This window comes from Pedobacter alluvionis (assembly GCF_003664035.1).
Taxonomy (GTDB): domain Bacteria; phylum Bacteroidota; class Bacteroidia; order Sphingobacteriales; family Sphingobacteriaceae; genus Pedobacter; species Pedobacter alluvionis.
In genome coordinates, this window is the sequence record NZ_RCCK01000010.1 from 1,014,288 (window position 1) to 1,031,906 (window position 17,619).

At 36.0% G+C, this 17,619-nt stretch carries 17 protein-coding genes; 8 read left to right on the top strand and 9 right to left on the bottom strand.

The window, feature by feature from the left end:
• Positions 1-105: 105 nt before the first annotated feature.
• Entirely contained in the window at positions 106-675 is a 570-nt protein-coding gene (locus tag BCL90_RS04540) for a Crp/Fnr family transcriptional regulator (RefSeq protein ID WP_121282822.1), read from the top strand.
• Positions 676-750: 75 nt separating this feature from the next.
• The gene (locus tag BCL90_RS04545) at positions 751-1,296 is read left to right on the top strand and encodes an SRPBCC family protein (protein ID WP_121282823.1); all 546 of its coding nucleotides are present in this window, start codon (positions 751-753) and stop codon (positions 1,294-1,296) included.
• Between the two features lie 638 nt (positions 1,297-1,934).
• Here BCL90_RS04545 and BCL90_RS04550 read toward each other — a convergent pair.
• A complete protein-coding gene (locus BCL90_RS04550) occupies positions 1,935-2,258 on the bottom strand; it encodes a nuclear transport factor 2 family protein (RefSeq protein ID WP_121282824.1) in 324 nt (107 codons plus the stop codon).
• An 18-nt stretch (positions 2,259-2,276) separates the two neighbouring features.
• Positions 2,277-3,071 carry an SDR family oxidoreductase gene (locus BCL90_RS04555; protein ID WP_208529844.1) on the bottom strand — a complete coding sequence of 265 codons (795 nt, stop codon included), beginning with the start codon at positions 3,069-3,071 and terminating at the stop codon, positions 2,277-2,279.
• A 219-nt stretch (positions 3,072-3,290) separates the two neighbouring features.
• On the opposite strand from BCL90_RS04555, the gene BCL90_RS04560 reads away from it, so the two are divergent.
• Positions 3,291-4,193, top strand: a complete 903-nt coding sequence (locus BCL90_RS04560; RefSeq protein WP_166792169.1) for an AraC family transcriptional regulator — start codon at positions 3,291-3,293, stop codon at positions 4,191-4,193.
• A gap of 813 nt (positions 4,194-5,006) precedes the next feature.
• Here BCL90_RS04560 and BCL90_RS04565 read toward each other — a convergent pair.
• The 7 genes from BCL90_RS04565 to BCL90_RS04595 all read right to left on the bottom strand — a co-directional run bounded on the left by BCL90_RS04565 (position 5,007) and on the right by BCL90_RS04595 (position 10,491).
• Positions 5,007-5,168 (bottom strand): hypothetical protein, encoded by a 162-nt coding sequence (locus BCL90_RS04565; RefSeq protein ID WP_208529845.1) that lies wholly within the window; start codon positions 5,166-5,168, stop codon positions 5,007-5,009.
• 36 nt (positions 5,169-5,204) lie between these two features.
• Positions 5,205-6,245 (bottom strand): grasp-with-spasm system SPASM domain peptide maturase, encoded by a 1,041-nt coding sequence (gene gwsS, locus BCL90_RS04570; protein WP_121282826.1) that lies wholly within the window; start codon positions 6,243-6,245, stop codon positions 5,205-5,207.
• 164 nt (positions 6,246-6,409) lie between these two features.
• Entirely contained in the window at positions 6,410-7,402 is a 993-nt protein-coding gene (gene gwsG, locus BCL90_RS04575) for a grasp-with-spasm system ATP-grasp peptide maturase (RefSeq protein ID WP_121282827.1), read from the bottom strand.
• On the bottom strand, positions 7,402-8,652 hold the full coding sequence (locus BCL90_RS04580; RefSeq protein ID WP_121282828.1) for a hypothetical protein: 1,251 nt from the start codon (positions 8,650-8,652) through the stop codon (positions 7,402-7,404). Before BCL90_RS04580 ends, gwsG begins: the two co-directional genes overlap by 1 nt.
• A gap of 296 nt (positions 8,653-8,948) precedes the next feature.
• On the bottom strand, positions 8,949-9,122 hold the full coding sequence (locus BCL90_RS25575; RefSeq protein ID WP_166792170.1) for a hypothetical protein: 174 nt from the start codon (positions 9,120-9,122) through the stop codon (positions 8,949-8,951).
• 686 nt (positions 9,123-9,808) lie between these two features.
• Positions 9,809-10,168: an IS3 family transposase gene (locus tag BCL90_RS26200; RefSeq protein ID WP_121282830.1), complete on the bottom strand. Its 360-nt coding sequence runs from the start codon at positions 10,166-10,168 to the stop codon at positions 9,809-9,811.
• A 32-nt stretch (positions 10,169-10,200) separates the two neighbouring features.
• The gene (locus BCL90_RS04595) at positions 10,201-10,491 is read right to left on the bottom strand and encodes a transposase (protein WP_121282831.1); all 291 of its coding nucleotides are present in this window, start codon (positions 10,489-10,491) and stop codon (positions 10,201-10,203) included.
• Positions 10,492-10,987: 496 nt separating this feature from the next.
• On the opposite strand from BCL90_RS04595, the gene BCL90_RS04600 reads away from it, so the two are divergent.
• The 5 genes from BCL90_RS04600 (at position 10,988) to BCL90_RS04620 (ending at position 17,466) form a co-directional block, all read left to right on the top strand.
• Positions 10,988-11,338 carry a hypothetical protein gene (locus BCL90_RS04600; RefSeq protein WP_121282832.1) on the top strand — a complete coding sequence of 117 codons (351 nt, stop codon included), beginning with the start codon at positions 10,988-10,990 and terminating at the stop codon, positions 11,336-11,338.
• A gap of 143 nt (positions 11,339-11,481) precedes the next feature.
• Positions 11,482-12,453: a trypsin-like serine peptidase gene (locus BCL90_RS04605; RefSeq protein ID WP_121282833.1), complete on the top strand. Its 972-nt coding sequence runs from the start codon at positions 11,482-11,484 to the stop codon at positions 12,451-12,453.
• The gene (locus BCL90_RS04610) at positions 12,450-13,235 is read left to right on the top strand and encodes a TIR domain-containing protein (protein ID WP_134380568.1); all 786 of its coding nucleotides are present in this window, start codon (positions 12,450-12,452) and stop codon (positions 13,233-13,235) included. Before BCL90_RS04605 ends, BCL90_RS04610 begins: the two co-directional genes overlap by 4 nt.
• A gap of 146 nt (positions 13,236-13,381) precedes the next feature.
• Positions 13,382-14,509, top strand: coding sequence for an SIR2 family protein (locus BCL90_RS04615; RefSeq protein WP_166792172.1), 1,128 nt, complete (start codon positions 13,382-13,384; stop codon positions 14,507-14,509).
• Positions 14,509-17,466: an ATP-binding protein gene (locus BCL90_RS04620; protein WP_121282836.1), complete on the top strand. Its 2,958-nt coding sequence runs from the start codon at positions 14,509-14,511 to the stop codon at positions 17,464-17,466. Before BCL90_RS04615 ends, BCL90_RS04620 begins: the two co-directional genes overlap by 1 nt.
• The last annotated feature ends 153 nt before the right edge of the window (positions 17,467-17,619 follow it).

Genomic DNA, 17,619 nt, shown 5'->3' on the forward strand with positions numbered 1-17,619 from the left:
CCATTTTTACCTGCAACCCTAAAAAGACCAGGATCTAACAGGTAAAATTTAAATTATTTGCCATTTGACAACTTCTAACAATAAGACACTAGCTATCTTGAGACAATGGAAAATCTGATAAATTATTTACTTCAATTTGGACAACTTAATCAGCAACAAATTGAACTAATTAAAAGCAAGGCGAAAGTAATTGAACTTAAAAAAGAAGATTATTTTTCAGAAGCAGGGAAAATCTCCCGACAGGTTGCATTCGTTGACGGTGGAATTTTACGGGTTTGCTATTACAATAATAAAGGCGAAGAAATTACAAGGTATTTTATAGACGAAAACAATTTTGCTGTTGACTTAAATAGTTTTTCTTATCAAATTCCATCTTCTGAATATGTGCAGGCGGTTACAGACTGCAAACTTTTAGTTTTTTCGGCAGAAGCTTTAAAAGACTTATCACTTACAATCATTGCTTGGAACAGCATTATTAGCGCAATAACGGCAAAGTCATTAATTGAGAAAGTAAATCGGATTAGTCCGATGCTTGCTGAAGATGCTAAGGCTCGATATATAAGTTTTCTTGACAAATTTCCCCAGCTTGCAAACCGAATACCACTTTCATTATTGGCTTCGTATTTAGGAATAACACAATCATCCTTGAGTAGAATAAGAAAAAATATTCGTTAGTTCAGTTTTTGCCATTTGGCAAATGTTGTTAAAAATTATGTTGTGAATTTTGCATTATAATTAAACTTAAATACAATGGCAACATTCTTAATGACAATCGGCATCGCAGGAATTGCTTTTGCTCAAAGCAAAAAGTTTCCACAGGCAAAAATCGTAGTGACGATTAACACACCTATTGACAGTGCTTTTAATTATATTGTTCCTGTTGAGTTATCACACATTTTTAAAAAACATAAAAATCTGCCGGCAATAATAAAGACAGATGAAAAAGAAAAGTGGTTTAAAGCAGGGTTGACAAGAACGGTTTACTTTGAAGATGGTTCTACCTCGAAAGAAACACTTTTGACAGTTGTTCCTCATACTTCATTCTCATACAGAATTGAAGATTTCACTTCTCAACTTCGCTTTTTAGCTAAAAGAATTGAAGGGGATTGGATATTTACAGACCTTGGTAATGGACAAACTAAAATTGAGTGGACTTATAAAATAGTCCCAAAAAATTTTTTTGCTCGTGGTATTATAAACTTAGTCTTGCTAAAAAATATAAAGGAACTTTTGAGAAACGCAATGACAATTTTAAAAACAGACCTGGAAGAAGACGAAAAAAAAGGTAGCAGGTAACAGCCGTTTTGCAAAAGCGGTGGTTTGGGATTTATGACAATGATTGCTAAATTTAATTTTTGTGCATCTAAGAAGTTTAGTGCTAAAAATCCCCACATTTAATATTAATTATAAGAAATGATTAGTTCTGTATGGCCGTATAATGGTCGGATAGTTGGGCATGGATGCAAAAGTATTTTGCCAAATTTTTTGTTCCGTTATAATCTGGTCAAGGTGATCTAAGTTAAAATCACCTTGATTTTTGATGCCAGACTAAATGAATTTTTTTCTCTCTAAATCTTCAATTATTGGTTCAATAAGTTATAAAAAGCGATTTAAATGTTCAAAATATTCTTTCTAAGGGCTGTTGCAATTAAGGGAGGATTAGCAGATTGTTTGAACGCTTTTGACCAGAAGATATATTGCGGAGACTATAGTATTTCGCTCGATATAGATTAATATATTCAACATTAGTGTTAAACCTTCATTTCAATATCTAAATCAGCCAAAGTCTGCCTCTTTTATATTTTGTTAAAAATAATTGGATAGTTAATCATTACAACATTGCCCGATAATAGCATAGTGAAAGAAAACCGCCTATCTTAGATGCGGCGGTTTTCTGATGTTGTGTGTCATCGTGCCATATATAGCCCAAAATATTATTCGGTCACATTTAGGGAATCGATAAGGTTGTCCTTAAAGCCAAAATTGAAATTCAGCTTTACCGGACTTCCCGGAAAGGTGCCCGAAACATTTGCTGTCAGTACACCGCTTAAGCCAGTCTGCTTATAGCTGAGTGGTTCCAGCTCAGATTTGTACGCATCCATTGCATGCTGGATCCATTGATGAATTTCTTGTTTGCCATTATGGGTTTTCCCCTCGTCATGAACGGTGGCAGATTCGGTGAAACAATCCGCAAAAGCCTTGCTATCGCAATTGTGCTGCGTTTCTATGAAACGCGATACTACTTGTGGTAATTCCATGATGATATGTTTAAGTGGTTAAATAGTTGGTACGGTTCCGCCATCGATGACGAAGTTTGTTCCTGTTAGGTAATTGGCTCTTGGCGAGACCAGAAAGCCGACCAATTCGGCCACTTCCTCTGGTTGGGCCGGCCTGCCGAAAGGTATTCCTCCCAATGCATCCATAACACTTTGCTGAGCCTGCTCTATAGTGCTATTGGAATTTCTGGCAATCTCACCCAGCCAGGCTTCCGATGCAGTAGTATTTATCCATCCCGGCGAAACGGTTAGCACACGTACACCTTTTGGCGTAACCTCATTTGATAAACTTTTACTGTAATTGATCAGGGCTGCTTTTGAAGCTGCATAGGGCAATGTGGAATCGTATAGCGGCAATTTGCCCTGGATGGAAGCGATGTGAATGATAACACCATCTTTACGATCGATCATCTGTGGTAAAAATCCCTTGTCAAGTCTCACTGGCGCAAGTAGGTTAGCTTGCAGGGTCGATATCCAATCTTCATTACTCAATGCTGAAAACCCACCGGCTGGTGTTGTTGAACTGCCAAGGTTGTTTACCAGGATATCCAGCCTGCCATAGGTTGACAGTACCTCGCTGATTACTTTTTCCGCATCTTCTGATCTGCTCAGGTCAGCAGAAACAAAATAAAGTTCCGGATCTGGTTGTTCGGCTTTGTTCCTCGCCGTAATGATTACTGTGGCACCAGCGGCCTTTAAACGTTCTGCAATTGCTTTGCCGGCACCTTTGGTGCCCCCTGTTACAAGGGCGATCTTTCCGGAAAGTTCATTGCTGTAATTGATTTGCTGTGTCATAATTTTAATGTTATTTTTGACTAAATGGCTTTTGTTTTTGTTTACAATACAAATCTAGGAACTGTGAATGCTTAGAAACATGGCCAGATACGGCCGAAATATGTTCAGATTTCCTTGCCATATTGATATCTTATTTCAGATGATATGATAAATTATTGTTATCTATGTCAACCTGCAGCAAATAGGAAAAACGCCTGGGATCTAGGCATATTGGTAATCATGAAAAATAAGAAAAAACGTATTGAGGAACTGACGCTTGATTTTCTAAAGTCCCGGCTGGATATCAATACCAAATTTAGGGGCCTGTACGTTTTTGATACCGATTCTCAGGAAATGGATACATCCTTTATCTCGCCATATCGTGCCGATCATAATTCGATTCACCTGATTACTGATGGAGAGGTGAATGTAAAGATCAATCTGCTGGACTACACGCTAAGAAAAAATGATCTTGTATTGTTTACGACCAATACTATCCGTCACTTTGGTACGGTTACCCCAGATTGTAAAGCGACCAATCTACTATTCTCAAATGACTACTTATTAAACTCAGCGATCCCGTCGAAGACCGCAGAGGCTTATGATTACCTGACAGGTATCATTAGCCCGGTGTCCAGGCTCAGCGAAGATCAGGTCGACTTGTTTAAGGCTCAACTCTCCGTACTAGCGCTAAAGATGAAGGACACGCGAGCGAATAGGTTTTATGCGGAGGATATCTTGCGGCACCTTTTTTCAGCGCTTATTTTCGAGGTTGGTGCATTGTATCAATCAGAAGTCCAGCCATACGTAGTACCTGGCAGCCGGAAGGAATATGTGGTTCATCAATTCCTTAAGCTTGTTATGAAGAAATTTAAAGAGGAAAGAAGTGTACAGGCTTATGCTGACATGCTAAATATCACCCCAAAATACCTGACTACTGCTACACGGGGGCTTACGGGTAAAACCGCGGGAGAACTAATCGATGAAATGCTCATTGTCGAGGCAAAGGTATTATTAAATGAGTCAGGGTTGCCGATCGCACATATCGCTGAATCATTGAACTTCAGTGACCAGTTCGTATTCAGTAAATTTTTCAAGAAACATTGTGGCCAAAATCCAAGCAGCTATCGTCGTAATGCCTGAGCGCATTCAATCGATTTCTAATTTACGTCGTCATTTCGACCGCAGTGGAGAACCCCAAGGCGCTGCGAAGCAAAATCTTTTAAGTAGAATCTAAATCAAAGATTTCTCCATTTCGCTACGCTACATCCGACAGCTATCGGATCGAAAGGACGATTTGACTAACGCCTCGCTTCCTGCCCATGAATTGAAAAATGTAGACGTAATGGTTCGTGACACCCTTTCCGTAGTCTTGTGTGATTACATTGTGTGTGGGCTGACTACGGATAGCTTTCACTGCACAAATGGCAGGTAATACATTCATGTTGGCTTATTCAGCTGCAACCTGAACAGGGAGCTGTGTGTTTTGGTTCTTAAAATTGTTGTTTCGCATAATAATGTTAAAAAGATCCTGGGGGCTGCGAAACAACAATAAACTCTTTTTAGGGAAAATTCAGATACGGTGCCAAACCTATAACCCAGGAATATTGTTAAAAATTGATTTACTTACTTAATTGCTTCTCTGTCTAAGTTGAAAATTCTGTTTATTATTATTTCGCATAGGCGATTTAGAAACAAAATCTCAAAACACAAAGAAAAATCTTAATTATTAAATTAATTCCCGGTTGCTGCAAACTGCCAGTTAAATTATTGAAAAATTAATTGGTGCGTCATCCCGAGGGTTAGTTTATTGCTTAAAATCAATGACAGAATATTTGACTTAAGCCGTATTTTATAATTAAAATAGCGGTTTAAGAAAAAAAGTTGCTTTTTTAGGAGCAACCTTTTCTTATTGGCTAGCCATTTAATGTATCTTTAGGATACAGGGGGCACGTATTATTTTTCAGATTTTGCAACTTCCTGGGCTTTATAGTATTGTTCGATAACAGCCTGGAAATTAGGCACCATTTCTGCCAGTATTTTTGCAAAATCTCCGGCCTCTTTCCTTCTCCAGTCTTTCATCAATTCAGGAAGCAACTCCACAATTCCAACTAACATCTAAATCATTTTTCTTCGATACTTAGGTCAAGGAATTTATTTATTAAAAAAATCCTCAGACCATGTCATACTATAAGGATCATATGAGCATTTTAGCGGCTTAAAAAATTCATCACCATCATCTTCTTGGAATGCCCTACAATCTGTACAAATGTACCTGAACTCACAGTCCTTACACGTTCGAATGTCATCTTTCTTTATCGACCATTTATTTATAAATCTATCATCTTGTAATACATCTGACAGATTAACCTGCTTGAAATGACCAAAACTTTGTTTGAGTGCTGGACAATTTTTAATGTTGCCTTTTACATCAATTGAAATTTTCCTGTTTAAACAACTATTATAGCTTTGAGACTCTAGAAACGTGCTCTTATTAATTGTGAAATATCCTGGGCTTATATATCCACAGTGAGTCTCATTGGAAACTTTTTGTTTAATGTAGTTAATTCTCTTAGTTTCCTCTTGAAAGGGATGAGATTCGTTAATGGGAGACGAATGAATTGTAATGCTTGTTAATCGGGACACTTTATTTAATAAATCTGCATACTTACTCTCTTGCACAGTCCTATCATAGCAAATCAATAACTGCACATTTCTAACAACACCTAGTCCGTTCTGAATTAAAAAGATTAAGTTACTTATAATAGATATAGGCAAAATTTGGAAGCATCTGATTTCTATCGTTTGGCATCCCATATTTTCAAGTTGTAGAATTACATTGGCTACTTCATAGTCAGAATCCGCGTCAAAGTCCAAAATTGCGTTGGTAATTAGATTGTGAACCTTAAATTCTTTTGAGATTTCAGGAAATAATTCAGGCTCCATTGTATAAAATGCATATTCTTGATCAATGAGGTGTTGAAAAAAAATTATTATCTCAGATTGATCTTCCGTACTATACGGAATCAAAAGATCATTTATGCTAGATTTATTTTCACTTGAAAGTAAAGATGCGATTTCAAGAGGTATAAAAATATAACTTCCTCTTTGTATATCGACTATAGTGGCTCGACTTGCGCCTTTCACAATTAAACAACATGCGAATAGGGATATGTAGTGATCATTCTTGTCCATAATCTACATATTTTGAAACAGGCCTATGAAACTTTATTACAGCAGACCCTTTATTGTGATAGAAATTACTCTTAAAAGTATGGGGATACTTTGATTTTCTAATATCTTTAGGAGTGATAGACAATATATTTATTGGCAAAAACCGGCGGAAAATTTTTGTAAGGTTATTCAACATCAATTTTTAATTTTTGAATAAGTGAAAGAGCAATTTTTTCTTCTAAATAATAATTGCAAGGCAATGAAACCATTCCAAACTGTCCTTTTGGATTAACCTCTAAAAAAACATACCTATTATCTATTGTTTTAATCATGTCAATCGAACCTGTATTTAAACCTACGGCATTCATAAATTTTATAACTTTATTTTCAATACTTTTCGGTAACTTAAACGGAACTACTCGATTTGGTTTTTCCTTATTATAATGTCTAAAATCAATCTTTGTCTTTTCATCTAATTGTGAAAAAATTGCCATTGTGTAGCAAATATCATCAAGGAAGAAAATTCTTAATTCAACATCTTTGTCCAAATACTCTTGTAAGAGCGAAGGAAAAAATCTTTTAGAAAAAATTTTTTTAAAAACATTCTTGTCTAGCAGTTTTGGTGTGATTTGGTATTGTTTTCGTTCATGCTTAATTATTTCGCTTTCTCCAATAGGTTTAGTTAGACATGACTTATACTTATTAAAAAACGTTTTAGCTATTTGCTTGTCATTTGTAACTAAAGTCGCTGGTATATCTAATTCTACTTCTCTTGCAATTAATAGTTGTTTGATTTTCGTTAGCCCTTTAATATGATTTGGGTCACAAAGCCATTTAACGTTATTGTGAAAATTCATATCAAAATAGCTCATAAATGCATTAAATTCAAGATTAAAAAAATCATGTAGCTTTCCTCCTAACTCATTCTTCGACAGTTTATCAACCGTAGATTCAACCATTAGTCCAAATTTCCTGTACCATACAGCTTTTGTATCTAGTAAATTAATCTTGTCCGGGAATTCAATTATTGTTCTTTCGTTATTTAAAAGGAAGTTTAATTTTTCATCCAGGATAATGTCATTATCATTTAATCTGACATGCTTTGCGCCGTAAAAATTTAACCAATCTATAACCACGTCACTGGAGTGGTCATGATGACCTGTTAAAATTAAAATCATTATAGGATACTTATCTTATGTTTTCTTATAATACGACCATTATTATCGACAACATGAACATTATATTCTCCAGCTTGCAAGGCGACTCCATATTTATAGATTTCATGTTTAACGATAAATTGATCTAAAGGGATATTATCATTTGGATTCAATGCCATAATCTGCACTAACTTTCCTTCGTCTCTTTTAGTAACTGTTATGATGGAAAATTTAGTTCCTTCTTTGGAAAGGAGATAATCTTTTCTGCCATATTTTTCCTGAGGTGTTGGCCACGTCACTAACATATCATAAGCTCCTTTAGCATCACCTCCAGAAACTCTAGGATTTTTATCCTTATCTAAAACGATATAAGGAACATCAGTATGCTTTAAGTTTATTGTAGAATCAAGTTTTTCCTTAAATTCATACATACTATTAATAGCCTGATTTATAGTGACTGGATCAATTCCGGATATAATCCTAAAATATTCAGCCATAAATATAATATTTCCACCTTTTTCCCAGATGTGACCATGGCCAGCATGCACGAGGATTTTTGCTTTAGGATCTTTTAGTAAAATATCATTCAAATTTTTAGCCTGATTAACTTCCCGGATATTATCCAAATATGATTCACTGTCACCCGTATATTCAGTTCTATCTTTACTTTCATATCGAATGAGCTTAAAACCTAATTTTATTGCTTTTTTCATTAAGTTACCCATATTTGGCTCTGCAGTATACATACCTGAATTAATTTGAGGGAAACCGAAATTTCTATATGCCAGGTCACTTTCTAAAGCTTCAACAGCCAGATATCTAAACCCCATCTTATAAAACTTATCTAAAAGATTATAAGTTAAAATTCTATGCTTTGGAGTGTTATGATCTTCGTTTATCATAACAACTTGTTTATTTGCACAATAATTAATTATATATGGAATTGCAGGAGTGAAATTGACTTGTTCACCTTTCGTAGCCCTTAACTTGCTTTTTTTCCAATTTAAATCTAATGTTTCGCCTAAAAAAGATTCGAATAAAGCTAATGATTGATCAACCAGGGTTGGTGGACTAATGCCTTCTATAAGATGATTCTCCTTATAGTAATTTTGCTTCATTTTTAAAACGGTATCTCTCGCGCCCAAATAGTTTCCCGAATCTATTAATTTGAATCCGATTTGAAATGGGTCTGCCACTTGTTGCGCAACAGTTTTAAAAGAGATAAGAGTTGTTAAAATAATTGATAAATTTTTTATATTTAATCTAATCATATCAAAATAATCCTAATTATTAACTATAAAATTAATATACCTTATAATTAATATAGTAACGTTTGTAACTGACAAAAAAGTTGTTTAACATATTGACTATGTAGTACCTTAATAAGACAATGTTTTGATAATTAATTGTTATTAAATAAAAGTTAATAAACACATTTAATTGCCAAAGAATCAGGTGGAGGGTTTAACTAAATAATAACAAAAGCAAAGTTTAGTTAAGAGCTGTTTATTATTTTTTTTAACACAAAGGGTCGTAAAATTAAAAGAAAAATTACGACCCTTTAGCATCAATGATCTACAGTGTTTGGCGAACCATCTCTGTGACCTGTTACTGATAGCTCAGTTTCAGCGGGCGGATCTACTACTGCATTGCCGCCTAAAATGTTCTTCATCTTATTCGCGTCTAGTGGCGAAAGATTTTCCAAATCGAATTTTTCGATTTTTTTCGTTGAGTTTTTCATATAGATTATTTTGAACTAAAATATGGTTTATATATTTAAAGGGTTTTAAAAAAAAAGTAACATAAGTGTTACTTTTCAATTTTTGCTTTTTCTCTTTAACCTTATCCATCGACCTAAATTCTTCTAAAAATCACTTGCAATTTATATTGTTTTAAATATCTACAGATGATAGCGTATCTCGTTGAGTTTAAATTAAACAATCCTGTTTGTCTACCGACTGAAAGGAATAAGCTTGCAGAACCTTTTTTTGATATATTTAAAACTTATTTCCCCGGACGAAACCACCTCGCCCTCTAACTTATCAGTAGATATTGTATTTGAGACGGATCCAGTGTGGCCATTGGCATTAATTTTGGACTCATTGATAGTAATTTTACTGGGAAAGCTGGTGCCATTCTTATATTGTATGTTTTAGTCCGAAGATCCAGATTGTTGGTTTTAAACAGGTTGGTGCCGATTTGCACTTTGAAAGTGCCTTTCTCAAGGTAGACTTGTGCCACACTTTTTGTATTATAAAAGCTGGCCTTCGCCAGTATTGTAATTAATACGACATATTGTGCTTTCTTAAGAGCTGTTGATGTATGCAAATATTGTGAAATATTTTAAAAGAAACGGGGAATGAACAATGCCCAATTCCCCGCTATCTAAATTAGCGCTCTCTAAGGCTAAAGTAGTATTACTAATTCTCAAAAAAGAACTTTATACATCACATCTCGAATGGGAGGCGATCGATTTTCCCATTTTACTGAAGGATCTAAAGATCGACGATCTCTCTCTTCAAGTGGAGGATGATGCGCCCAGAAAAGAACACTATCACTCTTTATACCTAATCTGCGCATCAGCCTGGCCACCCTGGGCCTTGAGATAATGATCCCTCTGGAACATAATTCGGCAGTAATACGCGGACTCCCGTAACACCCTTTACTCTCTGCGTAAATCTTGCTTATCTCTATCATAAGATGATTATCATCGATAAGCCGCTTACCCTGAGGGTTTTTTAACCAGTAATAAAAGCTACTGTTGCTTACCCTAAATACCCTACACATCCTTTCAACAGAAAATATCCTTCGGTGATCTTTTATAAATCCGAATATCTCCCGTCTCCCTTGGAAAAGATGCCTACAGCCTTTTTTAATATATCACGTTCTAGCTGGGCTTCTTTAAGCTCCTTTTGAAGCTTCCGGATCAATTGCTGGTCTTCGCTAAGGCTTGTAGCATCAGTTTTTGCAATGCCTTCGCGATCTTTCCATTTACTTAAAAGGTTCGAACTTATACCTAATTCTATTGCAACATCCTTTATCGAACCCCGAGCATGGGCCAGATCCAAAGCCATTCTTTTAAAAGGCTCATCAAATATTCGTCTGCTCATATTTTCAAATTTAAAGTTTAATATTTAAATCTGACAAATAAAACCCTCCAGTCAAATGTAGCAACTCCAGTACCTGCTGTGGTGATTGATGCAATTGTAATGGTAGTGGTATTCCGCAGGACACACCGGAGGAGGGGAAATAATTTACTTCATGTTGCCTTTAAAGATAGGGTTATCTGGAGGTGACAAATGCCAATGGCCTTACAGGTATCGAATATCAGAACTGTAGTATTCAATCTGGTATTAAAATATTTACACCAGATCGAAATAATAGCTAGCCGCTAAAAGAAAACTTTAAAAAGGATGAATCGTTTATAGAAATTTTTTAATCAATGAGTTGGCTATCTGTTAATGAAGTGGGCAAGAACAGCAAAGCTATAAATGTGAATATCTTAATGATTAATAATACATTTTTGTGTTATAATAATTACCGAGTATTAAGTATTTGAAAGTCAATAGTTAATGTTTATTTTTAATGGATTAATCACTCTACGTTATGGATAGCCTTGCCCTGGATGTAATCATCGGAGCCGTATCTGTTTGTTTCTTCTGCACTGTGCCTGAAATAGCCATTCAGGAATTTGTTGCAGGATTATTTGGTTTGCGGGCCAAAATACTCGAGAGAGGTATGGTACGCATACCTGGAGATCCATCAGGTAATAGAATTTTACCCAATAAATTCCATCGACATCGATCAACAACGTATCTCCTCCAAAATGATACTTTTTTAAGAAACACTCCCTTATATGATACGATGTTTGGTCAAACCTTCATTTATCTTTTCAGGGAGAATGAACGTAGTAGGTTTTTAGACCAGAGTGTTGTGATTGATGAAAGAAAAAAATAACAGAGCTCTGTACAAAACACAGTTCTGGGAAAGGCACGGGGGGGATGAATGAAGATATCTGTCACAATATTGGTATGATGAGACCATGTTTCAGCAGAGCAGAGCGTAAAAGTGGAATTAATATCCTCTAAATTTTAATAGCTATGAATTGGAAATACAGTGAACTTGCGAAAACACTTTCAGGATTATATTATAACCAATTAAAGATTGTACAGTTGTTGATCCGGGCAAGTTTGGCTCCGGGTGACTATGACCTAAACGAATCCGCATATATTTCTATTGTCCTGCTTTTAAAAAAATTGGATGATCAGGGCCTTATCAAGACTTTATTAACTGAAGTCATTAAAGACTATCCCAAGAATGACATTATACTGGATGTATTAGAAGATAAACCGATCCAGAACTGGCATGCAAGTGTTTATGCGGGAGTCGAACCACAGATAAATGCAGAAGAGCGGGACTTCAATTATGAGGCTCTAACCCAGAACCTAAGCACGCTCCTTCCCATTAGTTTTCTGGCTAAAGGATTAATTATGGCCAAATCTGTTGTAAGGATAGTCACAGCCGATAAAATGGGAACCGGGTTCTTGATAACAGCATCAAATATTCTACTTACCAATAATCATGTCATCCCTTCAGCCAAATCCCTTTCTGAAATTGATATCTACTTCAATTATCAGAAAGATATAAACGAAAGAACAGAACCGGTAGAAAAAATGAAACTCGATCATAATTTTTTCCATACCTCCGTTGCTGATGATTGGACTATCGTAAAGCTTTCGGGAAATCCGATCGGCTCTTATGGCTATATTGATCTATTGTCGGTTGACATCAGGAAAAATGATTTTGTTAATATTATCCAGCATCCGGGTGGAGAATACAAACAAATTAGTTTATACCATAACATGGTTTCATATACTGATGACAGTAGGATAAGATATCTAACAGATACGCTTCCAGGTTCTTCCGGGTCGCCCGTATTTAATTCAAAATGGGAGGTAGTTGCACTCCATAATAGCGGTGGATATTTCCCGATCAGGGATGGATCAAAGATTTTGTGTAACCAGGGTATAAATATCAATAGGGTTATTGATGGAATTAAGGATTTAATATGATGAGGAAACATCTTAAACCTGTTTTTTACAGCAGGCTTGTAGTTAAGCTGGCCGCATTTTATCCGACCCAGTTGACTGTTAGGCAGGTTCTAATCAATAGTGAGATACCTGAAGGGGCGATCAATCTCCAGGGAAGCGCAGTCAACATGTGGGATTCAGTTATTGGCTATGTTGAAAGCTGGGAAATGCTTACAGTTTTACTTTTTAATAGCTTGAGCAAATATGAAAATGACCAGGAGGTTTTTGAACTGCTGGATGCTGTCAAAACTGGCTGGGCCTTCCTGCCTGAACTGGATGAGTGGCAGTTTCTTCCCGGTAAGGTATCTAAAGATACCGTGAAAATTGCTATCATCAATTCCGCAGAAGATATTTTAGATTGCTCCGGATTGGTAAAACAGTTAAAAGTTTTGCAGTTGGAGGGGTTAGTGGAAGTAAATCAGGTTATTGTAGATTTTGAACCAGGTTCAGACGAAGTGGGTAGCTATCAAAAGCATATAGCTGACTCCTGCATCGTCCTGCTAATGTTATCACCTGCTTTTTTTAGTGCCGAGGATTGTCTCAAGCAGTGTTTCTTTGCTTATAAAGTTAAAAAACTGGTGGTTCCGATATTGCTAAAGGAATGTTTATATGGGAGGGTCAGGTTTTTGAAAAACATTATCCCGTTGCCCAAAGACCGCACCTTTATTCAATCATCTCCAAATAAAAACAAAGTTGAAATGGAAATATGTCAGGAGCTCGCTCTGCTGAGCGAAAAATTTATAAGGGAGGGCCTATGTCTTTAAATGCAGTTCAATGGGATTATTTTTTAAGGGAATTAAGCTTAGGGAATTGTTGTCTTATCATTGGTCCGGAGATAAAATGCCTGTTGGATTCCAAGGGCGAACTGACAACTGTTCTAAAAGAGTTCTCGATACACTTAAAGGGGAAAATGAACGAAAATGAAATCCTTAATGGCGATGAAGATGATTTTCATTTCCGTGCCAATCAGTTCCGGTCATTACGGTATACCAACAATCCCAATAGATTTGATGATGATATAAATGAATTTGTAAAACACCGCCTTAATTCTGTGCCGGATCTTTATAAATTATTGGCAAAATTACCTTTCAAAACAATCTGCAACTTGGTTCCCGATTTTTTTTTAGAAACCGCATTGTACAATACCGGACGTTTTTTTGAAAAAGAACATTACGATTTCAAGGTTCAGACAGAAAGGACAGTTTCACTCGAGAATGAAACCCAGTTTATCTACAATATTTATGGCACTTACAAGCATCCCGAATCGATAGCTGTAACCCATAAGGAACACCTGGAACAAGTTCGTAACATCGTTTCTGACGTTCCTAAAATCCCCAACGCAGTTATTAACAGGTTCACTGGTACAGGTAAAACATTCCTCTTTATCGGTTTTGATTTCAACGCATGGCATCATAGGCTTATCATGGAAAGTTTAAAGATCAAGAAACCGGAAATTGCCTATTTTCCCGAAAGCGGTCATTATCAGGTTGCGGTAGTGGCTAAAGATTTTTATGCCGGAAACTACGGTATGACTTTCCTGCCCATAGATACCGATGCTTTTATAAAAGAGATCGTGGATAAGTATGAAGATTTATTCGGAAAAGCCGATAGGAACCTCAATATATTCATTGATTATAGTGATCAGGAAGAAAAGCAATATTTAGCCTTAATACGCAATATGAAAATTGCCTGTAATGGACGGAATTTTACTTATTTCTCAAAGAATGATGGCTTTGGGGGATCGGTATTCAATATTGATGACATCTTTGCCATGACTGATGTTTATATACCTCTTTTAAGTGTTGATTTCTTGAGTGAGGAGTCCAATAACAACCGTGTTAAGCAAGCTGTTGGCAACACTAAGATTAAGACCATTTTGATTAACGCGAAGTTTGTGGCCTTAGAACGTTTATTGAATAATTTCACTAAAATGCCTAGTATTCTCCCCAGCCTCAAGACCCCACTATCCACATACAGTGAATCGGATAACAAAGTCTATGATCAGATATCAAATAAAATAAACTCTATTTTAATATAATGGAAGGTATAAAAGAAAAGGTCGTACAAACAGATCATGAAATTGACCGTTATCCAGGCCCTAAGCCATTTGACGAAAATTCAAACGCACTTTTTTTTGGCCGTTCTGCAGAGATTAAGGAGCTGTTCGAAGCAATAAATGTTCATCAGGTTTATCTTATACATGGAGAATCCGGATTGGGAAAATCATCACTGATCAATGCCGGTCTGATTCCTAAACTTAAAGAGGAAGGTTACCTTCCACTGCTCTTTAGGTTTAAACAGCGGGATAAAACGCTGATAGAAAATATTTTAAGCGAGTTGCATATAAGCTTTAACGGTGTTGAAGCCATAAATTCAGAACCGCTTCCAGCATTTCACATGTTGTGGTACTATATCAAACAGTACAATTTTGAAGGGAAAATACCTGTTTTTATATTTGATCAGTTTGAAGAGTTTTCGATATTTTCAAAGGATGAGCAACAGGAGTTTTACTCAGAGGTGGCCTCTATATTTTCCCCAGATAATAAACAGCTTATTGCAAAATTGTCAGATGGGGAAGATAAAGATCAGGATTGGTTCCTTCCGGCAAATGTAAAACTGGTATTCAGTCTGCGTTCAGATAATCTGATGGTGGTTGAAGATCTTTATAAATACTTGCCAGCCCTTCAGCGTAACCGCTTTAAACTGAAACCTATCCTTTGGGAATTTGCAAGACAATTGATTGTGCAGCCAGCCTTAATTGAATCAACTGAAAATCTTAAGTTTTATTCGCCACCTTTTATCATTGATCAGGAGGTTACCGAGAACATCCTTAAAGTTACACGGGATGGGAAAGCAGACTGTATTGAAACCACGCAGATGCAAATGATCTGCCAGGAAATTGAGTTGTTTGTTAAAGATAAACCAAATAAGAACCAAGGTAACAGCATTACCAATGATGATTTTTCTCTGGAAAAACTGTATGAAATTACCAGTCGCTTTTATCAGCGACAACTAGGTAAAATAAAGGATCTGCCGGAAGTATCTGAAATCGAGTTTAAGGCGATCAGGTTGATCATAGAAAGTAAGTTATTGGTTCGTGGTAAACGTACCCCCTTAACAAAAGATACCTTAACCGATTGCTTTATCGCTTATTTCAAGGAGAGAAAAAAAAGAACACCAGAATCAGGTGAACCTGATGAGTTGATCCTGATATATTCTCAGGATGAGAATAGGAGCATAGATAATATTATACTCAAACTATTAGAATTCCGGATTATAAGGGATCAGCCCTATGGAAACCAGGTATTTTATGAAATCAGCCACGATACGTTAATACCAGGGATATTAAATGAATTAGATGCACGGTTAAAGGAGGAGCACTTGGATCTGTTAAGGCAAGAAAAAGAAAAGATAAGTGAAGAAAATAGAGCCAAACAGGCATTTACCGACTTAAATAACAAAAAAATATTTTTAAGACGATGCCTTATTGCTTTTGCCGTATTAACAATTTTTTCTTTTGCTTTCTTTATTATTCGTAGCATAATAACCAGAAAAGAAAATGATCTGGTATTGACAGAGAAGAAAATTCTGCTTGGAGATGGTCTGATCAGAGAGGGTAAGCAGCATTATGAAAATAAGGTGCTTTCTCAGGCATTTAATTCCTTTCGAGATGCCGGACAAACCTACAATTCATTGCACGCTTATAAAATTATAGATTCCCTTCCATTTGCAGAACTCACCGCCAGGACCTTTTTTCCAAGTAGTGACAATAAGATCGTTGTTTCTTTTCTGCCGGGAAAAGCTTTCACCGTTTATGACATCATTAAGGCCATACCGAAGAAGATATTCTCTTCAAAAGGTATTGGTTATAGCCAGCCCAGTATTTCTCCCAAAGGCAAGTATCTTTATGTAACAGACCCAAGAAATACATCTTATCTGATCAGCCTCAAAAATGCCCATGTTTATGATGTTAATACAAAGAAAATTTCCGATTGGGGATATTTCAAAAATGAGTCGTGCTTTTACTATAAGACCGACCTTGGATATAGTTTTTATACTCTGCCTGGCTTTAATAAATCTTGGATAGCTGGTTTAGAGTTTTTAGGCAAACTTAATCCAATAGATAATCTGAATTTCTCATCTAACGGAAAGTATGTTTATGTGAAAAAGGGAAATCAGAATATCATTTATAATGTCGGTACATCCCAAAAAATAGCCACATTGCCAAAGAATATTTATGGCTTCAACTTTCACGATAAGCAGCCAGTATATTATTATTTCGAAAGCAATAATACATTGGTGGTCCATAATTTTGATACCAATTATGAAATGAAACTCCCAACGGCCAAGCATAGTTATGTTGGGGTTATTGGCGACCGTTTAATTGTAAAAAACAATAAAACCAGCCGAATATTCGGAATTGAACATGCATTCCAATTTTCTTACGCAATCAACCTTGCAACAAACAAGATATTTAAAGTACCCGACAACATATACAGGTCAAACATCATTGGCTTTTCGGGCGAAAAATATTTAGTCTATAAGAGGTTAAAGTCCAGGGTCTTATATAATGTAAGGAGCGGTAAAAATATTGAAATTGATTTAGCATCCAGCATCTATACAGATAACGAATCAAATTTGGTTTACTATTTAGATAGTGAAGGTTATTTAAATCAGTATAATCTAAATAACGATAGCATTCATGTATTCTCAGGGCACAAAATGGAAAAGTTCACTATAAATAATCTACGGACAAAAGTAGCTTTTCAGGATAAAGTAGGTGAAATCAAAGTCCTAGACCTTAAAAGTGGAGCAGTGAAATTAAGTGATTTTAAAGGTGAGGTCATAAGTTTTCTGGGGCCACTGGTCGAGATTCAGCCGGCCGTGGAACCATTTTCGGAATATCATGTTCTTGTAAATCCTGAAGGCTTTCAGCTTAAAGGTAAGGCGAAAGTAGATTTTTGGAGCAATGTATATAAAAAGAGGAATGACTAGTACAGTGTCGATTTCGTTTACACCTTACTGTCGGGTATATCAGTATTACAGACAAAAGTATCCTTGGCGGTGTATTTAAAATTCTCCAAACCATTCCCCAGCGCTGTCAACTATAAAACACGGGCGGCTGGACTGTTTGAAAGTAATTTGATA